Origin of the sequence: Paraburkholderia acidicola (assembly GCF_002362315.1) — a bacterium.
GTDB lineage: Bacteria > Pseudomonadota > Gammaproteobacteria > Burkholderiales > Burkholderiaceae > Paraburkholderia > Paraburkholderia acidicola.
The window spans coordinates 1222830-1248258 of sequence record NZ_MTZV01000002.1 but is presented as its reverse complement, the minus strand read 5'-3'; the positions used below and the strand labels follow the sequence as shown (position 1 = coordinate 1248258).

Here is a 25429-nt window from a genome sequence, read left to right as displayed (position 1 = left end):
CGGTTCACGAATATGGCACCTGCGATGGGAAACGAGTTGCAGCATCGCACGGTGCTGCTGGAAGAAGCGGTCGATGCGTTGCTGACCCGCGCGGACGGCGTCTATGTGGACGGCACGTTCGGACGCGGTGGTCACAGCCGCGCGGTGTTGGGCAGGCTGGGCGAAGCGGGGCGGCTGATCGCCTTCGACAAGGACCCGCTCGCCATTGCCACGGCGCAGCAGATCGCCGATCCGCGTTTCGAGATCGTGCACGAGAGTTTTGCTTCACTGCGTGACGCGCTGGCGGCGCGCGGAGTAGGGCGTGTGTCGGGAGTGTTGCTGGATCTGGGCGTGTCGTCGCCGCAAATCGACGATCCGGAGCGGGGTTTTAGTTTCCGCGCCGACGGCCCGCTCGACATGCGAATGGACCCGACGCGCGGCGAGTCTGCCGCTGACTGGCTCGCGCGGGCCACGGTGCAGGAACTGACGGAGGTGATACGAGATTATGGGGAAGAACGGTTTGCTTTTCAGATTGCAAAGGCGCTTGTTGCTCGCCGGGCAGAGTCCGACCGTCTTGGGCCTCTCGTCAGCACGGGCGAGCTTGCCGAAATCGTGGCTAACGTCGTCAAAACCCGTGAGAAGGGCAAGGATCCGGCAACCCGCACCTTTCAGGCTATACGGATTCACGTCAATCAAGAGCTTGCGGAGCTGCAAGTCGTTTTAGAAGCTGCATTGTCGTTGCTGGAGCAAGGGGGGCGGCTGGTGGTGATCAGCTTTCATTCGCTCGAGGACCGGATCGTCAAGCGGTTCATGCAGGCGCACGCAAGCGCGCCTGTGCTTGACCGCCGCCTGCCGATCCGTGCCGCTGATCTCCCCAGCCCGCCGCTCAAACTGCGTGGCCGCGTGTTCGCGAGCGACGCGGAAGTCGCCGCGAACCCGCGCGCGCGTTCCGCCGTGATGCGCATCGCCGAGCGGATCGCGCCATGAACCGCCTCAATATCTTCCTGCTGATCGTCGTGATGGGGTGTGCGTTGTCGGTTGTCAACGCGACGAACCAGCAGCGCCAGATCTTCATCCAGTTGCAGCGCGCGCTGTCGCAGGAGCGCCAGTTGCAGCAGGATTATTCGCAGCTTCAATATCAGCAGAGCGCGCTGTCGAAGACGTCGCGCATCGAACAGATCGCCACGGCTTCACTGAAGATGCAGTCCGTCACGACCGGCCGCACGCAATATCTGACGCTCGATTCCGGCGCCGTAAAAGCCGAGGATGCACCGATCCCGACTTCGGCACCCACATCGACGCCTGCCATGACCCATCGCGGAGGCGCACGATGAAGAAGTCGTCGAACCGCAAGAGCGTGGCCTTTTCGGCGAACCCGATCCTCTCGGTGCGTCTGCCGATGTGGCGCTCGAAGCTGGTGGTGTTCATGCTGTTCATGGCGTTCGTCGCGCTGACTGCGCGCGCGTTCTGGATTCAGGGGCCGGGTAACGCGTTCTATCAGAAGCAGGGTGAGAGCCGCTACCAGCGCACGCTCGAACTGCCGGCTACGCGCGGCAAGATTCTCGATCGCAACGGGCTCGTGCTTGCCACGAGTCTGCCGGTGCGCGCGATCTGGGCGATTCCCGAAGCCGTGCCGGACGATCTCGGCGCCGACAAGCTCGCATCGCTGGGCAAGTTGCTCGGCATGACACAAAAGGAATTGCGCACCAAGCTGTCGGAGGACAAGACTTTCGTCTACGTGAAGCGCCAGGTGCCGGTCGACGTTGCCCAGCAAGTCGCGAGTCTCGACATTCCCGGTATCTATCAGCGTGACGAGTACAAGCGCTTCTATCCGGAAGGCGAGATCACCGCGCACTTGATCGGCTTCACCAACGTCGAGGACGAAGGCCAGGAAGGCGTCGAACTCGGCGACCAGAAAGTGCTCTCCGGAACGCCGGGCATTCGTCACGTCATCAAGGACCGGATGGGCCATATCGTCGAGGACGTCGACGAGCAGGTGGTCCCGCACAACGGCGACGACGTGGACCTGTCGATCGACAGCAAGGTCCAGTACATCGCGTATACGAACCTGAAAGCGGCCGTAGAGAAATTCAAGGCCAAGGCCGGTGCGGCGATGGTGATCGACGTGCGGACCGGTGAGGTGCTGGCCCTCGTCAATTACCCGACCTATAACCCGAACGACCGCACGCGCCTGACCGGCGAGCAATTGCGCAACCGCATCCTGACCGACGTGTTCGAACCCGGTTCGATCATGAAGCCGTTCACGATCTCGCTCGCGCTCGATCTGCACCGTGTGTCGCCGACTACCCTGGTGGATACGGGCCCCGGACGTTTCGTACTCGACGGCGCGCCGATCACCGACGATAGCGCGTTCGGTGTGCTGACAGTAGCTGGCGTGATCCAGAAGTCGAGCAACATCGGTGCGACCAAGATCGCGATGCAGCTCAAGCCCGAAGAGATGTGGAACATGTACACCAGCATCGGTCTCGGTCAGGCGCCGAAGGTCGGCTTCCCGGGTGCGGTGGCAGGCCGTCTGCGTCCGTGGAAGAGCTGGCGCCGCATCGAACAGGCGACGATGTCGTACGGCTATGGCCTGTCGGCGTCGCTGTTCCAGCTGGGGCGCGCTTACACGGCGATTGCGCACGACGGCCAGGTGCTGCCGGTGTCTATCTTCCGCACGCAAGGCGATGCTCAGGTGACCGGTCCGCAGGTATTCTCGCCCACCACCGCACGCGAAGTTCGCGCGATGCTCGAAACCGTGGTGGCACCAGGCGGCACATCGCCGGAAGCAGCGGTGCCTGGTTATCGCGTCGGCGGCAAGAGCGGTACGGCGTACAAACACGTCGGCCGCGGCTACGATAAATCGAAGTACCGCGCGTCGTTCGTCGGCATGGGGCCGATGCCGAATCCGCGCATCGTTGTCGCCGTGTCGATCGACGAACCGACGTCCGGCAGCCACTTCGGTGGCTGGGTCTCGGGTCCGGTGTTCTCGTCGATCGTCGGCGATACGTTGCGCTCGCTGAACGTGCCGCCCGACATGCCGGTGAAGCAACTGGTCGTGTCGGACGACAGCGCATCCGCGGCACCGTCGGCAGCCACGCCGAAGCCTGCGCTCGCACCCACCGCTGCGAAGAAGCTTGCGACGAACACCACCGCAAAACACATAACCGTCGCCGATAACGCGAAGAACCGCCCCGGAGTCGTGCGATGAGCGCGTTGCGGTCCTCGCACCCGGCGCACCGGCAAATCGCCGAAGCGCTTGCCTGGCTACGCACACGCGCGCAGCCGACGGCGCATCTGCACGCCGATACGCGCTCGCTTGCCGCGGGCGATGTTTTTCTCGCCTACGCGGTGGACGGTGCGGACAACCGCGCGTTCATCGATAACGCGATCGAGCGCGGTGCCGCCGCGGTGTTGTATCAGCCGGACAATTTCGCAAGTCAGCCGGACCCGGCGGTGGCGCACGCGGTGCCGGCGCTGAACGAACTGGCGGGATCGATTGCGAGCGGCTGGTACGGCAACCCCAGCGATGCGTTGCTCGCGATCGGCGTGACCGGCACGAACGGCAAGACATCGTCCACCCAATGGATATCGGCGGCGCTGAGCGCACTGGGTAAGCCTTGCGCGATCATCGGTACGCTCGGCAGCGGCATGCCGGGGCAACTGGTCCACACGGGCTTCACGACACCCGATGCGCCGCAGCTTCAGCGCAACCTTGCCGAGTTGCGCGACGCGGGTGCGCAGGCGGTGGCGATGGAAGTGTCGTCGCACGCGCTGCATCAGGGACGCGTGAACGGGACTTCGTTCGATATCGCCGTCTTCACGAATCTCACGCAGGACCACCTCGACTATCACGGCACGTTCGCCGCCTACGAAGCGGCGAAAGCGCGTCTCTTCGCGTGGCCCGGCTTGCGCTGCGCGGTGATCAATCGCGATGACGACGCGGGCCGCCGGTTGATCGCCAGTGTGCGAGGCCACGCGCGCGTGATCGCTTACGGTCTCGACACCGCGCCCGACAATAGCGCGACGACAGCCGATGCATTGCTGCTCGCCTCGAGCGTACGCCCCACCGCGACCGGGACCGCGTTCCATCTCGCGTCGGACTGGGGCGATGCCGACGTCGAGGTCGCTACGCTCGGCGCATTCAATGTGAGCAATCTGCTCGGCGTGCTCGGCGCCTTGCTTGCTGCCGACGTGCCGTTCGACGCCGCCCTCGCAGAACTGGCGAAGCTGGAGCCGGTGAACGGCCGGATGCAGCGGCTCGGCGGCCGCTTGCAGAACGACGAACCGCTCGTCGTGATCGACTACGCACACACACCGGATGCACTCGACAAGACGCTGACCGCCCTGCGCCCGATGGCAGAAGCACGCGGTGGCGAACTGATCTGCATGTTCGGCTGCGGCGGCGACCGCGACGCGACCAAACGGCCGTTGATGGGCGCGATTGCCGAGCGGCTCGCCGATGGCGTCGTCGTAACCAGCGACAACCCGCGCAGCGAAGACCCGCAGAGCATCATCGACCAGGTCGTCGCGGGCATGCAGGACGCGTCGAAGGCGCGCCGCATCGAGGATCGCGCGAGCGCGATCCTGCAGGCAATCCGCACGGCCGCGCGCGAAGACGTAATCGTGCTGGCCGGCAAAGGACACGAATCGACACAGGAAATTATGGGCAGGAAGCGCGCATTCTCCGATCAGGATCACGCCCGTCTCGCGCTGGCAGCGCGGGCGACCCAGGCGCGCGGAGGTGGCGAATGACGTTGTTCTCGCTGCGTGAAGCCGCTGAACTGATTCCGGGCGCAACCGTCCTCGGCGATGACAGCGTGACGTTCGAACGCGTGTCGACCGACAGCCGCACGGCCGGCCCCGGCGATCTGTTTGTCGCGCTGAAGGGCGATCGCTTCGATGCGCACGACTTCCTTGCCGACGTTGCGGCACGCAAGGTATCGGCGGCGCTGGCTGCACGCAATCCCGACGGCTGGCAAGTGCCGACGCTAAAAGTAACGGATACGCGCGTCGCACTCGGCGCTCTCGCGCGTGGCTGGCGGCGTCGTTTCACGTTGCCGCTCGTCGCAGTGACCGGCAGTAATGGCAAGACGACGGTCAAGGAAATGATCTCGTCGATCTTCGCGGCGGCGGTCGGTGCCGATCTGCGGCTTGCGACTGCCGGCAATTTCAACAACGACATCGGCGTGCCGTTGACGCTGTTTCGTCTCATCGCCGCGCACCGGTTGGCCGTGATCGAACTCGGCATGAATCATCCGGGCGAAACGGCCGTGCTCGCGAAACTCGCGGAGCCGACGGTCGCTGTCGTGAACAACGCACAGCGCGAACACCAGGAATTCATGGCAACGGTCGAGGCGGTCGCGCTCGAACACGCGAGCGTGATCCACGCACTGACTCCCGACGGCACGGCCGTGTTCCCCGCTGACGACGCGTACGCCAGCATCTGGCGCGTGGCCGCCACCGGCAACGCGATCATCGATTTCGCGTTGAACGACGCGAGCCGTCATACAGAAGCCGCGGTGACCGGCACGCTGTCCGGCGGCCAGCTGAGCATCGACACACCGGCTGGCCACGTCGACGTCACGCTGCAGGTGCTCGGCGAGCACAACGCGCGCAACGCACTGGCCGCGACGGCCGCTGCGCTTGCCGCTGGTGTAACGCTCGACGCAATCCGTCGCGGCCTCGAAGCATTCGGTGCGGTGAAAGGGCGCCTGCAGGTGAAGCATGCGACAGGCGGTGCACTATCCGGCGCGACCGTAATCGACGATACGTACAACGCGAACCCCGACTCGATGCTCGCTGCAATCGATGTGCTCGCCGCCCAACCGTCGCCGCGCGTGCTCGTGATGGGCGACATGGGTGAAGTCGGCGACAACGGCCCGGCGTTTCATCGCGAGGTTGGTGCGTATGCAAAAGAGCGCGGCATCGACGAGCTGTTTGCACTCGGCGATGCGACGCGCGATGCGTGCGGTGCATACGGTGCCGGCGCCTATCACGCGGACAACATCGCTGGATTGCTCGCGCAATTGCAGCAGGCCGGCTTCGGCGCCGGTGCAACGATTCTCGTAAAAGGCTCGCGCTTCATGCAGATGGAGCGCGTGGTGGACGCCATCACGAGTCCACAACCCGACGCATCGGGCCGCGTGCCCGGCGCGCACTGAAAGAGAAGGACCGAAAGCATGCTTCTGGCGCTGGCGCAATGGCTGCAGAATGACGCAAGCTTCTTGCGCGTGTTCAGTTATCTGACGTTCCGCGCGGTGATGGCAACCATTACCGCGCTGTTGATCGGGCTCGTCTGCGGCCCGTGGGTGATCCGTACGCTCGCCGCGATGAAGGTCGGCCAGGCTGTACGCAAGGACGGCCCGCAAACCCACCTCGTGAAATCCGGCACACCGACGATGGGCGGTGTGCTGATCCTGATCGGTATCGCGGTGTCGACGCTGCTGTGGGGCGATCTGACCAACCGCTTCATCTGGATCGTGATGCTCGTCACGTTTGGCTTCGGTGTGATCGGCTGGGTCGACGACTATCGCAAGGTGGTCTACAAGGACCCGCGCGGTATGTCATCGCGCGAGAAGTATTTCTGGCAGTCGGTGATCGGCCTGTTCGCTGCGGTGTATCTCGCGTTCAGTGTGTCCGAGGCGAGCAACGTGCGCGTGTTCGATCTGTTCATGGCGTGGGTGAGAAGCGGCCTGTCGATGGGACTGCCCGCACGCGCCGACCTGATGCTGCCGTTCTTCAAGTCGATCAGCTATCCGCTCGGCGTGTGGGGTTTCATCGTGCTGACGTATCTCGTCATCGTCGGTGCGAGCAATGCGGTGAACCTGACCGACGGGCTCGACGGCCTTGTCATCATGCCGGTCGTGCTGGTCGGTGCATCGCTCGGTGTGTTCGCGTATGTGATGGGTAGCGCGGTGTACTCGAAGTACCTGCTGTTTCCACACATTCCCGGCGCCGGCGAGCTATTGATCTTTTGTTCTGCAATGGGGGGCGCGGGGCTCGCGTTTCTCTGGTACAACACGCACCCCGCGCAGGTTTTCATGGGCGACGTCGGCGCGCTCGCGCTGGGCGGCGCGCTCGGCACGGTGGCGGTGATCGTGCGCCAGGAAATCGTGCTGTTCATCATGGGCGGAATTTTCGTCGCCGAGACGCTCTCGGTGATGCTGCAGGTCACGTGGTTCAAATACACGAAGCGCCGTTACGGCGAAGGGCGGCGCATCTTCAAGATGGCGCCGCTGCATCACCATTTCGAACTGTCGGGATGGAAAGAGACGCAGGTCGTCGTGCGCTTCTGGATCATCACGCTGATGCTGTGTCTGTTCGGTTTGTCCACGCTCAAGTTGCGTTAAGCGGTAGCAGGAAGGAAAGGGGAAGCACGGATGTTTGGCGAGAAGTTTCGGGATCGGCAAAAGCCGATGGTGCTCGTGCTGGGACTCGGGGAATCGGGTCTCGCGATGGCGCGCTGGTGCGCGCGCCACGGGTGCCGGCTGCGCGTTGCCGATACGCGTGAAGTGCCGCCGAACCTGTCCGGGCTGGCCGCGCACGGCGTCGACGCCGACTTCATCGGCGGGGCGTTTTCGCCGGCGCTGCTCGAAGGTGTCGAACTGGTTGCCATTAGTCCCGGCCTGTCGCCGCTCGCCGCCGATCTCCTGCCGCTGATCGCCGCTGCGCGTGAACGCGACATCCCCGTCTGGGGCGAACTCGAATTCTTCGCGCAGGCACTGAAGACACTCGGCGAAAGCGGCTACGCGCCGAAGGTGATCGCAATCACCGGTACCAACGGCAAGACCACGACGACGAGCCTGACGGGCCTGCTGTGCGAACGCGCCGGCAAGAAGGTCGCGGTGGCGGGCAACATCAGCCCCGCGGCGCTCGACAAACTCACCGAAGCAATCGATAACACCGCGCTGCCCGACATCTGGGTGCTCGAACTGTCGAGTTTCCAGCTGGAAACCGCCCATACCTTCGCACCGGATGCAGCGGTCGTACTGAATATCACGCAGGACCATCTCGACTGGCATGGTGGGCTCGATGCATACGCGGCGGCCAAGGGCCGCATCTTCGGACCGCACACCGTGCGCGTACTGAATCGCGACGACGCGCGCGTGATGGCACTCGCACCTGCCGCGGAACACGCAGTGCCGACGGTGACGTTCGGCCTGAACGAACCGACCCGCAACGGCGACTACGGCTTGCTGCGCGACAACGGCATGCAGTGGCTAGTCGAGGCGCACGACCGCGATGCATCCGACGAGTCCCAACCGACGCGCCGCCGCAAGAGCGGACCCGTAGCACCGGTGGACATCGGCCTGAAGCGCCTGATGCCCGCCGACGCGCTGCGCATCCGCGGTCTGCATAACGCGGCGAACGCGCTGGCCGCATTCGCGCTTGCTCGTGCGATCGGTCTGCCGGGTGCACCGCTGCTGCACGGTCTGCGCGAGTATCGCGGCGAGCCGCATCGTGTGGAACTGATTGCATCGATCGAAGGCATCGATTACGTCGACGACAGCAAGGGCACCAATGTCGGCGCGACGGTTGCCGCGCTGGACGGTCTCGCACAGCGTACGGTCCTGATCGCGGGCGGCGACGGCAAGGGCCAGGAATTCGAACCACTCGCCGCGCCGGTGACGCGCTGGTGCCGCGCGGTGATGCTGATCGGCCGCGATGCGCCGCACATTCGTACGGCACTCGCGGATACGGGTATCCCGCTCGCCGATCACGCGACACTCGAAGAAGCCACGCGTGCCGCAAGCGCACTCGCTCAACCTGGCGACGCCGTGCTGCTGTCGCCGGCCTGTGCGAGTTTTGACATGTTCACGGGCTATGCGCATCGTGCGGCGGTCTTCCGCAGCACGGTCGAAGACATCGCTGCAGAACGGGGGACGATGCTATGAGCTGGTCCGAACGTTTCGGTTCGCGTCTGGCCGGACAACGCGGCTCGGTCGGTGAAACGGCTACTGCGGGACGCAGCGGCGGTCGCGCGACGGCGAGCGGCCTCGCGAGCGCGGTCAACGGTGTTCGTCCGCTGCGCTCGCGCATGCTCGATTACGACCACTCATTGCTGTGGGTCGTGATCGCGCTGCTAGGGCTCGGCATCGTGATGGTGTACTCGGCGTCGATCGCCATGCCCGATTCGCCGAAGTACGCGTCGTATCGCGACTATGCATTCCTCGTGCGGCAGATCGTCTTCGTGGTGATGGGTTCGGTGGTCGGTGTGATCGCGTTCCGGATTCCGATTTCGACGTGGGACAAGTACGCGCCGAAGCTCTTCCTGCTCGCGCTGCTCACGCTGGTGATCGTGCTGATTCCGCACGTCGGCAAGGGCGTGAACGGCGCACGTCGCTGGATTCCGCTCGGCATCACGAACATGCAGCCGTCGGAAATCATGAAGCTCGCGGTGACGATCTACGCGGCGAACTACACGGTGCGCAAGCAGGAGTACATGCACAGCTTCGCGAAAGGCTTCATGCCGATGGCGGTTGCAGTTGGCGTGGTCGGCGCGTTGCTGCTGCTCGAACCGGACATGGGCGCCTTCATGGTGATCGCGGCGATCGCGATGGGCGTGCTGTTCCTCGGCGGCGTGAACGGCAAGCTGTTCGGCGGCCTTGTCGCGACGGCGGTCGGTACCTTCAGCTTGCTGGTGTGGGCCTCGCCTTGGCGTCGCGAGCGGATCTTCGCGTATCTCGATCCGTGGGATGACCGCTATGCGCAGGGCAAGGCGTATCAGCTGACTCACTCGCTGATCGCCTTTGGTCGCGGCGAATGGTTTGGCGTCGGGCTCGGCGGCAGCGTCGAGAAGCTCAACTATCTGCCGGAAGCGCATACCGACTTCATCCTCGCGGTGATCGGCGAAGAACTCGGTTTTATCGGCGTGCTGGTCGTGATCCTGATGTTTTACTGGATCGTGCGCCGTTCGTTCGAAATCGGCCGCCAGGCGCTTGCACTCGATCGCACGTTCGCCGGGCTCGTCGCCAAGGGCGTCGGCATCTGGTTCGGCGCGCAGACGTTCATCAATATGGGTGTGAATCTCGGCCTGCTGCCGACCAAGGGGCTGACTCTGCCGCTCGTTAGCTATGGCGGCTCGGGCATCCTGCTGAACTGCGTCGCGATCGCGCTGCTGATGCGTGTCGATTATGAAAATCGTGTGCTGATGCGTGGGGGCAAGGTATGAGCGTCGCTGCGCGCACGCTGATGGTGATGGCCGGTGGCACCGGGGGGCATGTCTTCCCGGGGCTCGCGGTCGCGCATCGGATGCAGTCGCAGGGCTGGAATGTCGTCTGGCTCGGCAATCCGGCGGGTATGGAAGCGACGCTGGTGCCGAAGCACGGCATCGCGATGGAATACGTGCGCTTCGGCGGATTGCGTGGCAAAGGCATGAAAACCCGCTTGATGCTGCCCGTTAACCTGCTGCGCGCGTGTGCGCAAAGCCTGTCGGTGCTGCGTCGCGTGAAGCCGGACGTCGTGCTTGGCATGGGCGGCTACATCACGTTTCCGGCCGGCCTGATGACTGCGCTGTCTGGTCGTCCGCTGGTGCTGCACGAACAGAATTCGATCGCTGGCCTTGCGAACAAGGTGCTTGCACGGCTCGCGAAGCGTGTACTCGTCGCGTTCCCCGGTGCGTTGCCGCACGCAGAATGGACCGGCAATCCGATCCGCGACGAACTCACACACGCGGCTGCGCCGCAGGCACGTTATGCCGCGCGCAGCGGTCCGTTGAACCTGCTGGTAGTGGGCGGCAGCCTCGGCGCGGCCGCGCTCAACGAAGTCGTGCCGCGTGCGCTCGCGCAGCTTGCACCGCACGAGCGGCCGCGCGTCGTGCATCAGGCGGGCGCGAAACACATCGACGTGCTGCGTTCGAACTACGCGGAAGCGGGCTTCACACCCGGCGAAGACGTGCAACTGGTGCCGTTCATCGACGACATGACCGCTGCCTACAGCAACGCCGATCTCGTGATCTGCCGTTCGGGTGCGATGACGGTCTCCGAAATCGCCGCGGTGGGCGTGGCCGCGTTCTTCGTGCCGTTCCCCTACGCCGTCGACGATCACCAGACTACTAACGCAGCGTTTCTCGCCGATCAAGGCGCGGCGCTGGTCGTACAGCAACGCGACCTGACGGCGGAAACGCTCGCCGACTGGTTGCGCAGCCAGACCCGCGAAAAACTCGCGGTCATGGCAGAGCGTTCGCGCTCGCTCGCGAAACCCGATGCCACCGAACAGGTCGCGCAGATCTGCGCCACTGTGGCCGGTGGGCTCCCGAGTACGAGCCCGCAAGGAAAGCAATGAAACACATCGTCAAACATATCCATTTTGTCGGGATCGGCGGCGCGGGGATGAGCGGCATCGCCGAAGTGCTCGTCAATCTGGGCTATCACGTGAGCGGTTCCGATCTCACGCGTAACACGGTGACCGACCGGCTGGCCGCGCTCGGCGCGAAGATCGCGATCGGCCACGACGAGGCGAACATCGAAGGGGCGAATGCAGTCGTCGTGTCGACGGCCGTGCGCAGCGACAACCCGGAAGTGCTGGCTGCGCGTCACCGGCGCATTCCGATCGTGCCGCGCGCAGTGATGCTCGCGGAACTGATGCGCCTCAAGCAGGGCATCGCGATTGCCGGTACGCACGGCAAGACCACGACGACTTCGCTTGTCGCGAGCGTGCTCGCTGCGGGCGGGCTCGATCCGACCTTTGTGATCGGCGGTCGTCTGATCAGCGCGGGTGCGAACGCGCGGCTCGGTACCGGCGATTTCATCGTCGCCGAAGCGGACGAATCCGATGCGTCGTTCCTGAACCTGTTCCCAGTGATCGAAGTCATCACGAACATCGATGCCGATCACATGGACACCTACGGCCACGACTTCGCGCGGCTCAAGCAGGCGTTCATCGAGTTCACGCACCGGTTGCCGTTCTACGGCATCGCCGTGCTGTGCGTCGACGATCCGAACGTGAAGGAGATCCTGCCGTTCGTCTCGAAGCCGATCATCCGCTATGGCTTCGCGCCGGATGCGCAGGTGCGCGCGGTGAACGTCGTCGCGCGCGACGGCAAGATGCATTTCACGACGATGCGCGAGGACGCGGCGCCGCTCGATATCGTGCTGAACCTGCCCGGGACGCACAACGTGCAGAACGCACTGGCGGCGATCGCGATCGCGACCGAACTCGAAGTGAAGGACGCGGACATCCAGCGCGCGCTCGCCGATTTCAACGGCGTTGGCCGACGCTTCCAGCGGTACGGCGAAGTGCCGCTCGCTGCTGCGGGTAACCAGACAGGCGGCAGCTACACGCTGGTCGACGACTACGGGCATCACCCGGTCGAAATGGCGGCGACCGTCGCGGCCGCGCGCGGTGCGTTCCCCGACCGCCGGCTCGTGCTGGCATTCCAGCCGCACCGCTTCACGCGCACACGCGACTGCTTCGAAGATTTCGTGAAAGTGCTGTCGACTGTCGATGCACTGGTGCTCACCGAGGTCTACGCCGCCGGCGAAGCGCCAATCGTCGCTGCCGATGGCCGCGCGCTCGCGCGAGCGATCCGGGTGGCGGGCAAAGTTGAACCTGTATTCGTCGAGACAGTCGATGAAGTGCCTGACGCGCTGGCGACAGTCGTGCGCGACGGCGATGTAGTGATCACGATGGGAGCAGGTTCGATCGGCGGCGTGCCGGGTCGGCTTGCGCAAACGGAAGGTGTGAAATGAGCGGTATCGATCCGAAACGGTTCGGCAAGGTTGCAGTCCTGTTTGGCGGTGTGTCCGCCGAGCGCGAAGTGTCGCTCAATTCCGGTCGCCTCGTGCTGCAGGGATTGCGCGAGGCCGGCATCGACGCACATCCGTTCGATCCGTCCGAGCGGCCGCTCGGTGCGCTGAAGGACGAAGGTTTCGTGCGCGCGTTCAACGCGCTGCACGGTGGGTATGGCGAAAACGGTCAGATCCAGGGCGCGCTCGATTTTTACGGCATTCGCTATACCGGCACGGGCGTGCTCGGTTCGGCGCTCGGGCTCGACAAGTTCCGCACCAAGCTCGTGTGGCAGCAGCTCGGTATTCCGACGCCGCCGTTCGAAACGGTGCTGCGCGGCGACGACTACGCGGCGCGTGCACCGGAGATCGTCGCGAAGCTCGGTCTGCCGCTGTTCGTGAAGCCGGCGAGTGAAGGCTCGAGCGTCGCGGTGATCAAGGTGAAGAGCGCGGACGCGTTACCGGCCGCACTGGCGGAAGCGGCGAAGTACGACACGATCGTGCTGGTGGAGAAGAGCATCGAAGGCGGTGGCGAGTACACCGCATGCATCGCCGGTGATCTCGACTTGCCGCTGATCCGCATCGTGCCCGCCGGCGAGTTCTACGACTACGACGCGAAGTACATCCTCGACACGACGCAGTACCTGATTCCGTGCGGCGTCGCGCCGGACGCCGAAGCGAGCCTGAAGAAACTGGCGCGCCGTGCGTTCGACGTGCTCGGCTGCACCGACTGGGGCCGCGCCGATTTCATGCTGGATGCCGGCGGCAACCCGTACTTTCTCGAAGTGAATACGGCGCCGGGCATGACCGACCATTCGCTGCCGCCGAAAGCGGCGCGCTCGGTCGGCATCAGCTACCGGGATCTGGTGGTGAAGATCCTGTCGCTGACCTTGAAGGATTGATCGAACGACATGTGGAACAACGTACGCCAGCTCAACCTCGCCGCCAACGCGTTGCACGCGTTGTTGCTGCTCGTGCTGCTGGCGGCGGGTGCGTACTGGCTGATCCAGCGGCCGAATTTTGCGCTGCACGAGATCCTGATCGACGGCGATGTCGAGCATATCAATGCGCCGACGGTGCGCGCGGGTGTCGTCGGACGGTTGAAGGGCAACTTCTTCACCGTCGATCTCGACAGCGCGCGGCAGGCGTTCGAGCAGATGCCGTGGGTGCGGCACGCAAGCGTGCGGCGCGTATGGCCGAACGCGCTGGCTGTCACGCTCGAAGAGTACAAACCGCTGGGAACGTGGGGCAGCGATCAACTGGTCAGTGTGGACGGCGATCTGTTCACGGCGAACCAGGGCGAACTCGACCAGGACCTACCGGCGTTCGACGGTCCGGACGGCACGGCGAAGGAAGTGGTCGCGCGGTATCGCGACTTCACGAAGTGGTTCGCGCCGCTAGGCGTGACGCCCGACGAAGTCACGCTGTCGCCGCGCTACGCATGGACGGTGAAGCTGTCGAACGGCATGCAGGTGGAACTCGGGCGCGAACGCAATCAGGACACGCTCTTCGATCGCAGCCGCCGGCTGACGGCGGCATGGTCGGCGGTGACGCAACGATGGGGGAAGGATATCGAGTATGCGGACTTGCGCTATCCGAACGGTTTCGCGATTCGCGCAGCAGGTATGCGCTTTCTCAGCGAGCCCGACAAAGGCAAGAAGTAATGAAACATCACACGCAATGAGCACGCTATGAGCAAAGACTACAAGGATTTACTGGTCGCCCTCGACATCGGGACCGCGAAGGTCGTGGCCATCGTTGCCGAGTTGAAAGGCGAAGGTCACTACGAGGTGATCGGTCTCGGCCAGAGCGAGTCGAAAGGGCTCAAAAAGGGCGTCGTGGTGAACATCGAGGCCACGGTGCAGTCTATTCAGCGGGCGCTCGAAGAGGCCGAGCTGATGGCTGACTGCAAGATCACGAATGTGTTCACCGGGATCGCTGGTAGCCATATCCGCAGCTTCAATTCGAGCGGCATGGTGGCGATCAAGGAAAAGGAAGTCACGCAGACCGATGTGGCGCGCGTGATCGAGACCGCGAAGGCGATCAACATTCCGACTGACCAGCAGGTGCTGCACATCCTGACGCAGGAATTCATCATCGACGGTCAGGAAGATGTGCGCGAGCCGATCGGCATGAGCGGCATCCGTCTCGAAGTGAAGGTGCACATCGTGACGGGCGCGGTGAGCGCGGCGCAGAACATCGTCAAGTGCGTGCGCCGCTGCGGGCTCGAAGTGAACGATCTGATCCTGCAACCGCTGGCGTCGTCGCTGGCGGTGCTGACGGAAGACGAGAAGGAACTCGGCGTGGTGCTGGTCGATATCGGCGGCGGCACGACGGACATCGCGATTTTCAGCGAAGGCGCAATTCGCCATACCGCAGTGATTCCGATTGCCGGCGATCAGATCACGAGCGACATCGCGATGGCGCTGCGCACGCCGACGCCGGACGCGGAAGACATCAAGGTGAGTTACGGCATCGCGAAGCAGGCGCTGGCCGATCCGGACGAGATGATCGAAGTGCCGGGGCTCGGCGAGCGCGGTCCGCGCACCTTGTCGCGCCAGGCGCTAGCAGCGGTCGTCGAGCCGCGTGTCGAAGAACTGTTTTCGCTCGTGCAGCAGGTGGTGCGCGAGTCAGGTTACGAAGAACTGCTGAGTTCGGGCGTCGTGCTGACCGGCGGCGCCGCGATGATGCCGGGCATGGTCGAGCTCGGCGAGGACATTTTCCTGAAGCCGGTGCGCATCGGTGTGCCGGAGTATGCGGGCGGTCTGGCAGACGTAGTGCGCAATCCGCGCTATTCGACGGCGATGGGGCTGCTCGTCGAAGGCCGGTCGCAACGGATGCGCGGTCGCAAGGTGGCGGTGCAGTCGGGGTCGATGGGGCAGGTCTTCACGCGGATGAAGGACTGGTTCCTCGGCAACTTCTAGGCATCGATCGATTTCGAAATACGCGTGGGTGCCGGCGGCCCGCGTGCGACAGGAGGTTGCCCGATCTCCTGCCGAATAACGGCCGAAGTAGCTGCAATTTTTTATCTTGACGGAGGCAACAATGGAATTCCAGATGCTGGAAACCGAAACCAACGGCACGATCATCAAGGTGATCGGCGTCGGTGGCGCTGGCGGCAATGCCGTTCAGCACATGATCAACAAAGGCGTGCAAGGCGTCGACTTCATCGTGATGAACACGGATGCGCAGGCACTGTCGCGTTCGCGTGCATCCGCGGTGATCCAGCTCGGTAACACGGGTCTGGGCGCTGGCGCCAAGCCGGAAATGGGCCGTGCGGCAGCGGAAGAAGCCCGTGAGCGTATCGCAGACGCACTGCGCGGCGCGCACATGGTGTTCATCACCGCAGGCATGGGTGGCGGCACGGGAACGGGGGCTGCTCCGGTCGTCGCGCAGATCGCGAAGGAAATGGGGATTCTGACGGTCGGCGTGGTCAGCAAGCCGTTCGAATTCGAAGGCGGCAAGCGCATGCGTGTTGCCGAGGCAGGTTCGCAGCAACTGGAGGATCACGTCGACTCGCTGATCGTCGTTCTGAACGACAAGCTGTTCGAGGTGATGGGCGACGATGCCGAGATGGACAAGTGCTTCCAGTGCGCAGACGACGTTCTGAACAATGCAGTGGCCGGCATTGCCGAAATCATCAACGTCGACGGTCTGGTGAACGTCGACTTTGAAGACGTGAAGACGGTGATGGGCGAGCAGGGCAAGGCGATGATGGGCACGGCGACGGTTGCCGGCGTCGATCGCGCGCGTCTTGCGGCGGAACAGGCCGTGGCGAGCCCGCTGCTGGAAGGCGTCGATCTGTCGGGAGCACGCGGTGTGCTGGTCAACATCACGTCGAGCCGTTCGCTGCGTCTGTCGGAAACGCGCGAAGTGATGAACACCATCAAGAGCTACGCCGCGGAAGACGCGACGGTGATCTTCGGTGCGGTGTACGACGACGCGATGGGCGATGCATTGCGCGTGACGGTGGTGGCGACGGGTCTCGGCCGCGCTGCGAAGAAGCAGCAGTCCGCACCGATGACGCTGCTGCGCACCGGCACGGACAACCAGCCGATCGGCGGAATGCAGCACCCGGCCTACACGCCGCAACACGCTGGCACGGCGGATTACGGTGCGCTCGATACGCCGGCCGTATGGCGCACGTCGCGCGACACCGCGGCATCGCATGTGCAGGCGCTGCAGGAAAAGGGCGTCGACACATACGATATCCCGGCGTTCCTGCGCAAGCAGGCGGACTGACGCACGGGCCAGGCTTTCGCCGCGGCGCGGCTGCATCATGCAGCGCCGTTCGCGAATGCACGGACGTGACAGGTGGACCGGCTGACAAGCCGCGTTTCTTCAGACGCGCGGCAAGGACAGGTGCCCTCTTCGGTTTTGCGAAGTGGAGCGGGCAGGTGTCGCCGCGAGGCGTACCATCCGTCACTTGAGTCACGACAACGTGCGGGCAGGCTGTGTATCGAAGTGAAGGATCGAGCATGATTCAGACAGGCGAAAAGCTGCCTGACGCGACGCTCTTCGAGTTTATCGAAGACGACCGCGCGGGCTGCACGATCGGACCGAACAGTTTCGATGTGCGCGAACAGACGGCGGGCAAGCGTGTGGTGATCTTCGGGTTACCGGGCGCGTTCACGCCGACCTGTTCGGCGAAGCACGTGCCGGGTTATGTCGAACACGCCGGGCAGTTGCGCGCTGCCGGCATCGATGAAATCTGGTGCGTGTCCGTCAACGATGCTTTCGTCATGGGCGCGTGGGGCCGCGATCAGCACACCTCGGGCAAGGTGCGCATGATGGCGGACGGCAGTGCGGCTTTCACGCGGGCGCTTGGTCTGGAGCAGGATTTGTCGGCGCGCGGCATGGGAATCCGTTCCCAGCGCTACGCGATGGTGATCGATGACGGCGTGGTCAAGACGCTGAACGTCGAGGCACCCGGCAAGTTCGAAGTCAGCGATGCGCAGAGCATTCTCGCCACGTTGACCTAGTTGCGCCGGTCTTTGCTGCGGCCTTGCGTTGTGCGAGGGCAACGGCAACATGACCGGGATGTGACAGGCCGTTACGCGGGCCGATGACCGGAAACGCCTCCGTTCCGGACATCGGCCCGTCATGCTTTCCTTTCTTTCAGCGCCCGGGTAATGGCTCGAAACAGATTGATACGTTGCGGGCAAAACGGGTTGCGAGCAGATGGAGTATACTCGCGGCTATGGAATCAGAAGTCCCATTGGGATTTTCAATCGAGTAAAAGATCATCATGTTGAAGCAGCGGACTATCAAATCGATCGTGAAGACGGTCGGCATCGGCGTGCATTCGGGCCGCAAGGTTGAGCTGACGCTCCGCCCGGCGGCGCCGGACACGGGCATCGTATTCGCGCGCGTGGATTTGCCCACGCCGGTCGATATTCCGGCCTCGGCGCTGTCGGTCGGCGATACGCGGCTGGCGTCGGTGCTGCAGAAGGACGGCGTGCGCGTGTCGACTGTCGAACATCTGATGTCCGCGCTTGCGGGTCTCGGTATCGACAATATGTATGTCGACGTCACGGCCGAAGAAATCCCCATCATGGACGGCAGCGCGGCTTCGTTCGTGTTCCTGATCCAGTCGGCGGGAATCGAAGAGCAGGGTGCAGCGAAGAAATTCATCAAGGTCAAGAAACCGGTCGAAATCGTCGATGGCGACAAGTTCGCGCGTCTCGACCCGTATTTCGGCTTCAAGCTGAAGTTCACGATCGATTTCCGTCATCCGGCCGTCGATAAAACCGGCCAGTCGCTGGAAGTGGATTTCGAACACACGTCCTACGTGCGCGATATCGCACGGGCGCGTACCTTCGGCTACGCGCATGAAGTCGAACAGCTGCGTGAACTGGGCCTCGCGCGCGGCGCCAGCCTCGACAATGCCATCGCGCTCGACGAATACCGCATCCTGAACAACGACGGCCTGCGTTACGACGACGAGTTCGTGAAGCACAAGATGCTCGATGCGATCGGCGATCTTTATGTTGTCGGGCATCCGTTGCTGGCGTCGTACACGGCCTACAAGTCGGGCCACGGCCTGAACAACGCGTTGCTGCGCGAGCTTCTCGCACACGAAGACGCCTACGAAATCGTCACCTTCGACGACCTGCAAAAAGCGCCGCGCGGCTTTGGATACGACGCGCAAACGGCGTTTGCCTGAGGCAGTAGAAAGCCAGTAAGTAGCCTGTGTTTTTCCGGTTTTTCCCCGAGTTTTTAATTTTCGGTTGGGGAAAGCCGGGCCCCCGGCAATTCCCCCTCAATCCCGCTTTTTCAGATGCCGGCCCGCCATTCTGGCGAGCGCCGCCTGCAGCGGCGATTTCTCCAGCGATTCGCTGAGCGCCTGCAACGCCGTCGCTCCCGCCGATGTCATCCGTGCCTGTTTCACCGGCGCCGGCTCCTTCACCGGCTGCGGCCGCACCCGAATTTTCAGCGCATTGACTGCCCAGCCGCGCTGTTGCAGATCGGCGATCAGACGCGGCTCCATGTGCCGCAATCGCGCAGCCAGCGCGTTATGTGCGGCGAATAGCGCAAGCACACCATCCTTGATGAATCCCGGTTCGACACTTGCCGCCAGATAGTCGGGCAGCAATTGCTGCAGATCGCGCTGGAGCGCAGCAATCTGCTCGACGCCGGCGCGCAGGGCGGCGAACGCATCGGTACGGCCGAGCACCTCGGCGATCGGTTGCGGGCGGCGCGAATTCTGCGGTCTTGAAAAGGACGTGGAACGGCTCATGTGTGGGAATAAGGGCATGCTCGCGCATTGTGCGCGGCATGCGTGGGAATTGTACCGCGGCTATTGCGCGGCCAGCCCCGTGGCCTGGTTGCTCTTGCGGCTCGCGGCGCCTGTCGGCATGGGCTGCGGGTGGCATTAAGCGGACTCGTGCCTGACACAGGCGCTCACGGACGCGCGTGCTAAAATCCCCGATTCGAATTCACTCTTGGACCTAAGCCGCCGAGGCCCCACCGAACCGGGCGCGCCGGACGTGAAAAACACGCACGACGCCTCGCCGAAGCCGCGACGCAGACACCGATCCGATGACCACCGGTTTTCTCCAGAAAGTTTTTGGCAGCCGCAACCAGCGGCTCGTCAAGCAATATCAAAGGACCGTCATAGCGATCAATGCGCTCGAGCCGCAGATCGAGCAATTGACGGATGATCAGTTGCGCGCCAAAACGGGTGAATTCCGCCAGCGCGTCGCGAGCGGCGAATCGCTCGACAAGCTGCTGCCCGAGGCGTTCGCCGTCTGCCGGGAAGCGAGCAAGCGCGTGCTGAAGATGCGCCACTTCGATGTCCAGCTGATCGGCGGGATGGTGCTGCATTACGGCAAGATCGCGGAAATGCGCACCGGCGAAGGCAAGACCCTCGTCGCGACGCTCGCAGCCTACCTGAATGCGCTGTCCGGCCGCGGTGTGCACGTCGTGACGGTGAACGACTACCTCGCGCAGCGCGACGCCGAGTGGATGGGGCGCCTGTACAACTTCCTCGGTTTGTCGGTGGGTATCAACCTGTCGCAGATGGACCACGGCATGAAGCAGGAAGCGTATGCCTCGGACATCACCTACGGGACCAACAACGAATTCGGCTTCGACTATCTGCGCGACAACATGGTTTACGAGACCGATGCGCGCGTGCAACGAGCTCTGAATTTCGCGATCGTCGATGAAGTGGATTCGATCCTGATCGACGAAGCACGTACGCCGCTGATCATCTCCGGCCAGGCCGAAGATCACACCGAGTTGTACGTGCGGATGAACGCGCTGCCGCCGCTGCTGGAACGCCAGATCGGCGAAGAAAAAGCGGACGGCACCGGTGTCGAGAAGCCGGGCGACTACACGCTCGACGAGAAAGGTCGTCAGGTGTTCCTCACCGAATCCGGCCACGAAAAGGCCGAGCGGCTGCTCGCCGAGTGGGGGCTGATCGGCGAAGGCGAGAGCCTGTACGCACCGCAGAACATCACGCTGATGCACCACGTGTATGCCGCGCTACGCGCGCATACGCTGTTCTTCATCGATCAGCACTATGTCGTGCAGAACGGCGACGTGGTGATCGTCGACGAATTCACGGGCCGTCTGATGTCCGGCCGCCGCTGGTCGGACGGGCTGCACCAGGCCGTCGAGGCGAAGGAACACGTGAAGATCCAGAGCGAGAACCAGACGCTCGCTTCGATCACGTTCCAGAACTACTTCCGCATGTACGCGAAGCTCTCCGGGATGACCGGTACCGCCGACACGGAAGCGTACGAATTCAACGAGATCTACAGCCTCGAAACCGTCGTCATCCCGACCAACCGTCCGCCGAAGCGGACCGATCGTCAGGATCAGATCTACAAGACGGCGAAGGAACGCTACGACGCGGTGATTCGCGATATCCGCGACTGCTACGAGCGCGGTCAGCCGGTGCTGGTCGGCACGACGTCGATCGAGAATTCCGAGCTGCTGTCAAATCTGCTCAACAAGGCCGCACTGCCGCACGAAGTGCTGAACGCGAAGCAGCACGAACGGGAAGCCGCGATCGTCGCCGAAGCGGGCCGCCCGCGCCGCGTCACCATCGCGACCAACATGGCCGGCCGGGGTACCGACATCGTGCTTGGCGGTAACGCCGAGAAGCAGGCGATGTTCCTCGAAGCCGACGAATCAATCCCCGCCGACGAAAAGCAGCGCCGCATCCAGCAGCTGCACGACGAATGGCAGATGCTGCACGACGAAGTGAAGGCCGCAGGCGGTCTGCACATCATCGGTACTGAGCGCCATGAATCGCGCCGGATCGACAATCAGTTGCGCGGCCGTGCTGGCCGTCAGGGCGATCCGGGTTCGTCGCGCTTCTTCCTGTCGCTGGAAGATCCGCTGCTGCGTATTTTCGCCGGCGACCGCGTGCGCTCGATCATGGACCGCCTGAAGATGCCCGAAGGCGAGGCGATCGAGGCAGGCATCGTCACACGCTCGATCGAATCGGCGCAGCGCAAGGTGGAAGCCCGTAACTTCGACGTCCGCAAGCAGCTGCTCGAATACGACGACGTATCGAACGATCAGCGCAAGGTGATCTATCAGCAGCGTAACGAGTTGCTCGAAGCGCATGACATCGCCGAGACGATTGGCGCGATGCGCCACGGTGTGATTTCCGACATCGTTCACGGGTTCGTGCCGGCCGGCAGCATCGAAGAGCAGTGGGACGTGCCCGAGCTCGAGGAAGTGCTGCGCAACGAGTGGCAGCTCGACCTCGCGATCCAGGAGATGATCAACGAATCGAAGTCGATCAGCCCTGACGAAATTCTCGAAGCCGTCACCGGCGCCGCGGACGAATCGTATGAGCAGAAGGTCGAACTGGCGGGCCGCGAGCGATTCAGCGCGTTCGAACGTTCAATCATGCTGCAGACGCTCGACCGTAGCTGGCGCGAACATCTCGCCGCGCTCGATCACCTGCGCCAGGGCATTCACCTGCGCGGTTACGCGCAGAAGAACCCGAAGCAGGAATACAAGCGCGAAGCGTTCGAACTGTTCGCCGCGATGCTCGATTCGGTGAAGCTCGAAGTGACGCGGGTCGTGATGAACGTGCAGATCGAATCGCCGGAGCAGCTCGAACAGGCCGCCGAGGAAATCGAAGAGCAAGGCAGTCATCTGGAAAGTGTAGAGTTTCGCCACGCCGAGTTTGCAGAAGCGGGCACGGCGGTTGCCGCACCGGTTGCAGCGGATGCCGCCATGACCATGATCGACGACGCGATGAGCCACGGCGGCGGGACGCAAGCGGTTCCGGCCGGCACGGTGCCGAAAGTCGGGCGCAACGATCCGTGCCCGTGCGGTAGCGGCAAGAAGTACAAGCAGTGCCACGGCAAGATTGCATAAGACCGAAGGCGGTGCGCCGGCCGTTGTGCCGGCGCGCCAGTTCCATTTCCCAATGCCGGCTTTCGCCGGCATTTTCAGCTCCGACAGGTCGCGACCATGGCTGTCAATTTCCCCTCGATCGATCCCACCCAATTGCATCCGGTAGCCGGCGTGACGCTTGGCTGGGCGGAAGCGCACATCCGTAAGCCGAACCGCAAGGACGTGCTGGTGATTTCCATCGATGATGGCGCGACAGTCGCGGGTGTGTTCACGTCGAACCGCTTTTGCGCCGCACCGGTGACGGTGTGCCGTGAGCATCTCGAGCGCGTGCGTACGGGCGGTAAGGGGATTCGCGCGCTCGTAATAAATACGGGCAACGCGAATGCCGGTACCGGCGAGCCGGGTCTCGTGATCGCACGCGAAACCTGCAATGAACTCGCACGACTGGCGGGTATCGCGCCGGAGCAAGTGCTGCCGTTCTCGACCGGCGTGATTCTCGAACCATTGCCGCTCGATCGTCTGAAGGCCGGCTTGCCTGCCGCGCTCGAGAACCGCAAGGCGGCTCACTGGTACGAAGCCGCGCAGTCGATCATGACCACCGATACGCTGCCGAAAGCCGTGTCGCGTCAGGTGACGATCGACGGTCACACGGTGACGTTGAGCGGTATCAGCAAGGGCGCGGGCATGATCAAGCCCAACATGGCGACCATGCTCGGCTTCCTCGCGTTCGACGCCGCGGTCGCGCAGCCGGTGCTCGACGCGCTCGTCAAGCACGTGGCCGACCGCTCGTTCAACTGCATCACGATCGATGGCGATACGTCGACGAACGACTCGTTCATTCTGATCGCCTCGGGGAAATCGAGCCTGCCGGCGGTGACGTCGACGGATTCGCCCGCGTATGTGGCGCTGCGCGACGCAGTGACCGACGCGGCGCAAGCGCTCGCGCAACTGATCGTCCGCGACGGCGAAGGCGCGACGAAGTTCATGACGGTACAGGTCGAAGGCGGCCGTGACGTCGCCGAATGTCGGCAGATCGCTTATGCGATCGGCCATTCGCCGCTCGTGAAGACAGCGTTCTACGCATCCGATCCGAACCTCGGCCGCATCCTGGCCGCGATCGGCTACGCCGGGGTGAACGATCTCGATGTCGGCAAGATCGATCTGTACCTCGACGATGTACTGGTGGCGAAAGCGGGAGGCCGCAATCCGGACTACCGCGAAGAAGATGGGCAGCGTGTCATGAAGAAGAGCGAGATCGCGATTCGCGTGCTGCTCGGGCGAGGGGATGCACAGGCCACGATCTGGACCTGCGATCTCTCGCACGAATACGTGAGCATCAATGCCGACTATCGTTCCTGATCTGCACTTTCTCTTCTCATGGATAAGCTCGAACAGTTTCTGACCCGCGCTGAAGCGTTGCTTGGCCGCCTCGAGGCCGTGCTGCCGCCTGCCGCGCCCAATATCGACTGGAGCGCAGGCATCGCGTTTCGCTGGCGCACGCGCCAGGGCCGCGGCTATCTGCAGCCGGTGCCCGCCATTTCGACGATTACGCTCGACGACCTGCAGAACATCGAGCGGCAGAAATCGTTGATCGAGCGGAACACACGCCAGTTCGTGCGCAACCAGCCAGCTAACAACGTGCTGCTGACCGGCGCCCGCGGCACCGGCAAGTCGTCGCTGATCAAGGCCTGCCTGAATGCGTTTTCAAGTGAAGGCCTGCGGCTGATCGAAGTCGACAAGGACGATCTGCACGATCTCGGTGACATCGTCGATCTGATTTCGGCGCGCCCCGAACGCTTCATCGTGTTCTGCGACGACCTCTCGTTCGAGGACGGCGAGTCGGGCTACAAGGCACTGAAGGTGGCGCTCGACGGCTCGATCGCTGCGCAGTCGGACAACGTGCTGATCTATGCGACGTCGAACCGGCGTCATCTGTTGCCCGAGTACATGAGCGACAACGAGACCTACAAGCACACTGCGGACGGCGAGATTCACCCGGGCGAAGTGGTCGAGGAAAAGATCTCGCTGTCCGAGCGCTTCGGGCTGTGGGTGAGCTTCTATCCGTTCAAGCAGGACGATTACCTGTCGATCGTCGGCCACTGGCTGCGTCACTTCGGTTGCGACGATGCGGGCGTCGAGGCGGCGCGCGGCGATGCGCTGGTGTGGGCGCTGGAACGCGGATCGCGCTCGGGGCGGGTGGCGTGGCAGTTTGCGCGCGACTGGTCCGGCCGGCGGACGCCCGCATGACCGGCGCCGTGGAGCCTACCCCGGCGCGGCCGGTTACCGAAGTCGCGGTCGGCGTGCTGGTGCAGCCCGATGGCCGCTACCTGCTGGCGCAGCGGCCGGCCGGCAAGCCGTATGAGGGCTACTGGGAGTTTCCCGGCGGCAAGCTCGAGCCGGGGGAATCAGTTGAAGCGGCGCTTGCACGCGAGCTGCATGAAGAGCTGGGTATCGAGGTCCAGACGAGCCACCGCTGGCACACGCTCGAGCACGACTATCCGCATGCCTATGTGCGGCTGTATTTCTGCAAGGTGACGGCGTGGACCGGTGAACCGCATGGCCGCGAAGGCCAGGCGTTCGTCTGGCAGACGCTGCCGGCCGACGTCTCGCCGCTGCTGCCGGCGACGATTCCTGTGCTGGAGTGGCTCGCGGCGGAGTAGTGCCGCACCGGCCGCGCTATAGAGGCTAGTGCGGTGGTCGATCGTCGCCAGGCGCCTCGTCCGGCGGCAGTTCCTCATTGGTCCCGCCGATCCGGTATTTCTCAGCGGCCCATGCGCCGAGATCGATCTGTTTGCATCGCTCGGAGCAGAACGGGCGGAAGCGGTTCTCAGAGGTCCAGAGGACATCCTTTGCGCAAGTGGGGCATTTGACGACAGTGGGCATTCGATCAGGCAGTC

22 protein-coding genes are annotated in these 25429 nt (G+C 63.7%); 20 read left to right on the top strand and 2 right to left on the bottom strand.

Annotated features, from left to right (window positions below; all coding sequences use genetic code 11):
* Positions 1-24: 24 nt before the first annotated feature.
* From rsmH to lpxC, 16 genes are all read left to right on the top strand, one after another.
* Positions 25-966 carry a 16S rRNA (cytosine(1402)-N(4))-methyltransferase RsmH gene (gene rsmH, locus BWP39_RS07685; protein ID WP_096718651.1) on the top strand — a complete coding sequence of 314 codons (942 nt, stop codon included), beginning with the start codon at positions 25-27 and terminating at the stop codon, positions 964-966.
* A complete protein-coding gene (ftsL, locus tag BWP39_RS07680) occupies positions 963-1313 on the top strand; it encodes a cell division protein FtsL (protein ID WP_096718437.1) in 351 nt (116 codons plus the stop codon). The genes rsmH and ftsL overlap by 4 nt, the downstream gene beginning before the upstream one ends.
* On the top strand, positions 1310-3190 hold the full coding sequence (locus tag BWP39_RS07675; RefSeq protein ID WP_096718435.1) for a peptidoglycan D,D-transpeptidase FtsI family protein: 1881 nt from the start codon (positions 1310-1312) through the stop codon (positions 3188-3190). Before ftsL ends, BWP39_RS07675 begins: the two co-directional genes overlap by 4 nt.
* Positions 3187-4734 carry a UDP-N-acetylmuramoyl-L-alanyl-D-glutamate--2,6-diaminopimelate ligase gene (locus BWP39_RS07670; protein ID WP_096718433.1) on the top strand — a complete coding sequence of 516 codons (1548 nt, stop codon included), beginning with the start codon at positions 3187-3189 and terminating at the stop codon, positions 4732-4734. The genes BWP39_RS07675 and BWP39_RS07670 overlap by 4 nt, the downstream gene beginning before the upstream one ends.
* Positions 4731-6143, top strand: a complete 1413-nt coding sequence (locus BWP39_RS07665; protein ID WP_096718431.1) for a UDP-N-acetylmuramoyl-tripeptide--D-alanyl-D-alanine ligase — start codon at positions 4731-4733, stop codon at positions 6141-6143. The genes BWP39_RS07670 and BWP39_RS07665 overlap by 4 nt, the downstream gene beginning before the upstream one ends.
* Before the next feature lie 18 nt (positions 6144-6161).
* On the top strand, positions 6162-7331 hold the full coding sequence (mraY, locus tag BWP39_RS07660) for a phospho-N-acetylmuramoyl-pentapeptide-transferase (protein ID WP_096718429.1): 1170 nt from the start codon (positions 6162-6164) through the stop codon (positions 7329-7331).
* Between the two features lie 30 nt (positions 7332-7361).
* Positions 7362-8876, top strand: a complete 1515-nt coding sequence (gene murD, locus BWP39_RS07655; RefSeq protein ID WP_096718427.1) for a UDP-N-acetylmuramoyl-L-alanine--D-glutamate ligase — start codon at positions 7362-7364, stop codon at positions 8874-8876.
* Positions 8873-10153, top strand: a complete 1281-nt coding sequence (gene ftsW / locus BWP39_RS07650) for a putative lipid II flippase FtsW (RefSeq protein WP_096718425.1) — start codon at positions 8873-8875, stop codon at positions 10151-10153. The genes murD and ftsW overlap by 4 nt, the downstream gene beginning before the upstream one ends.
* The gene (murG, locus tag BWP39_RS07645) at positions 10150-11265 is read left to right on the top strand and encodes an undecaprenyldiphospho-muramoylpentapeptide beta-N-acetylglucosaminyltransferase (protein ID WP_096718423.1); all 1116 of its coding nucleotides are present in this window, start codon (positions 10150-10152) and stop codon (positions 11263-11265) included. Before ftsW ends, murG begins: the two co-directional genes overlap by 4 nt.
* Positions 11262-12671: a UDP-N-acetylmuramate--L-alanine ligase gene (gene murC / locus BWP39_RS07640; protein ID WP_096718421.1), complete on the top strand. Its 1410-nt coding sequence runs from the start codon at positions 11262-11264 to the stop codon at positions 12669-12671. Before murG ends, murC begins: the two co-directional genes overlap by 4 nt.
* A complete protein-coding gene (locus tag BWP39_RS07635) occupies positions 12668-13609 on the top strand; it encodes a D-alanine--D-alanine ligase (protein WP_096718419.1) in 942 nt (313 codons plus the stop codon). Before murC ends, BWP39_RS07635 begins: the two co-directional genes overlap by 4 nt.
* 9 nt (positions 13610-13618) lie before the next feature.
* Positions 13619-14371, top strand: coding sequence for a cell division protein FtsQ/DivIB (locus tag BWP39_RS07630; protein WP_096718417.1), 753 nt, complete (start codon positions 13619-13621; stop codon positions 14369-14371).
* A gap of 27 nt (positions 14372-14398) precedes the next feature.
* Complete coding sequence (gene ftsA, locus BWP39_RS07625; RefSeq protein WP_091010963.1) at positions 14399-15631, top strand: cell division protein FtsA; 1233 nt, start codon at positions 14399-14401, stop codon at positions 15629-15631.
* Between the two features lie 121 nt (positions 15632-15752).
* Positions 15753-16949, top strand: a complete 1197-nt coding sequence (gene ftsZ, locus BWP39_RS07620; protein ID WP_091010964.1) for a cell division protein FtsZ — start codon at positions 15753-15755, stop codon at positions 16947-16949.
* Positions 16950-17185: 236 nt separating this feature from the next.
* Positions 17186-17689, top strand: coding sequence for a peroxiredoxin (locus BWP39_RS07615; protein WP_096718415.1), 504 nt, complete (start codon positions 17186-17188; stop codon positions 17687-17689).
* A 266-nt stretch (positions 17690-17955) separates the two neighbouring features.
* Positions 17956-18873 (top strand): UDP-3-O-acyl-N-acetylglucosamine deacetylase, encoded by a 918-nt coding sequence (lpxC, locus tag BWP39_RS07610; protein WP_091010966.1) that lies wholly within the window; start codon positions 17956-17958, stop codon positions 18871-18873.
* A gap of 96 nt (positions 18874-18969) precedes the next feature.
* On the opposite strand, the gene BWP39_RS07605 is transcribed toward lpxC, so the two are convergent.
* Entirely contained in the window at positions 18970-19446 is a 477-nt protein-coding gene (locus BWP39_RS07605) for a DUF721 domain-containing protein (RefSeq protein WP_096718306.1), read from the bottom strand.
* A 302-nt stretch (positions 19447-19748) separates the two neighbouring features.
* Between BWP39_RS07605 and secA the strand changes: the two genes are divergently transcribed.
* From secA to BWP39_RS07585, 4 genes are all read left to right on the top strand, one after another.
* Positions 19749-22553 carry a preprotein translocase subunit SecA gene (gene secA, locus BWP39_RS07600; RefSeq protein WP_096718304.1) on the top strand — a complete coding sequence of 935 codons (2805 nt, stop codon included), beginning with the start codon at positions 19749-19751 and terminating at the stop codon, positions 22551-22553.
* A 96-nt stretch (positions 22554-22649) separates the two neighbouring features.
* A complete protein-coding gene (argJ, locus tag BWP39_RS07595) occupies positions 22650-23891 on the top strand; it encodes a bifunctional glutamate N-acetyltransferase/amino-acid acetyltransferase ArgJ (protein WP_096718302.1) in 1242 nt (413 codons plus the stop codon).
* Between the two features lie 18 nt (positions 23892-23909).
* Positions 23910-24779: an ATP-binding protein gene (locus BWP39_RS07590; RefSeq protein ID WP_096718300.1), complete on the top strand. Its 870-nt coding sequence runs from the start codon at positions 23910-23912 to the stop codon at positions 24777-24779.
* Positions 24776-25192 (top strand): NUDIX domain-containing protein, encoded by a 417-nt coding sequence (locus BWP39_RS07585; RefSeq protein ID WP_096718298.1) that lies wholly within the window; start codon positions 24776-24778, stop codon positions 25190-25192. Before BWP39_RS07590 ends, BWP39_RS07585 begins: the two co-directional genes overlap by 4 nt.
* Positions 25193-25217: 25 nt before the next feature.
* Here BWP39_RS07585 and BWP39_RS07580 read toward each other — a convergent pair whose 3' ends face one another.
* Complete coding sequence (locus BWP39_RS07580; RefSeq protein ID WP_096718296.1) at positions 25218-25415, bottom strand: DNA gyrase inhibitor YacG; 198 nt, start codon at positions 25413-25415, stop codon at positions 25218-25220.
* Positions 25416-25429: the final 14 nt, after the last annotated feature.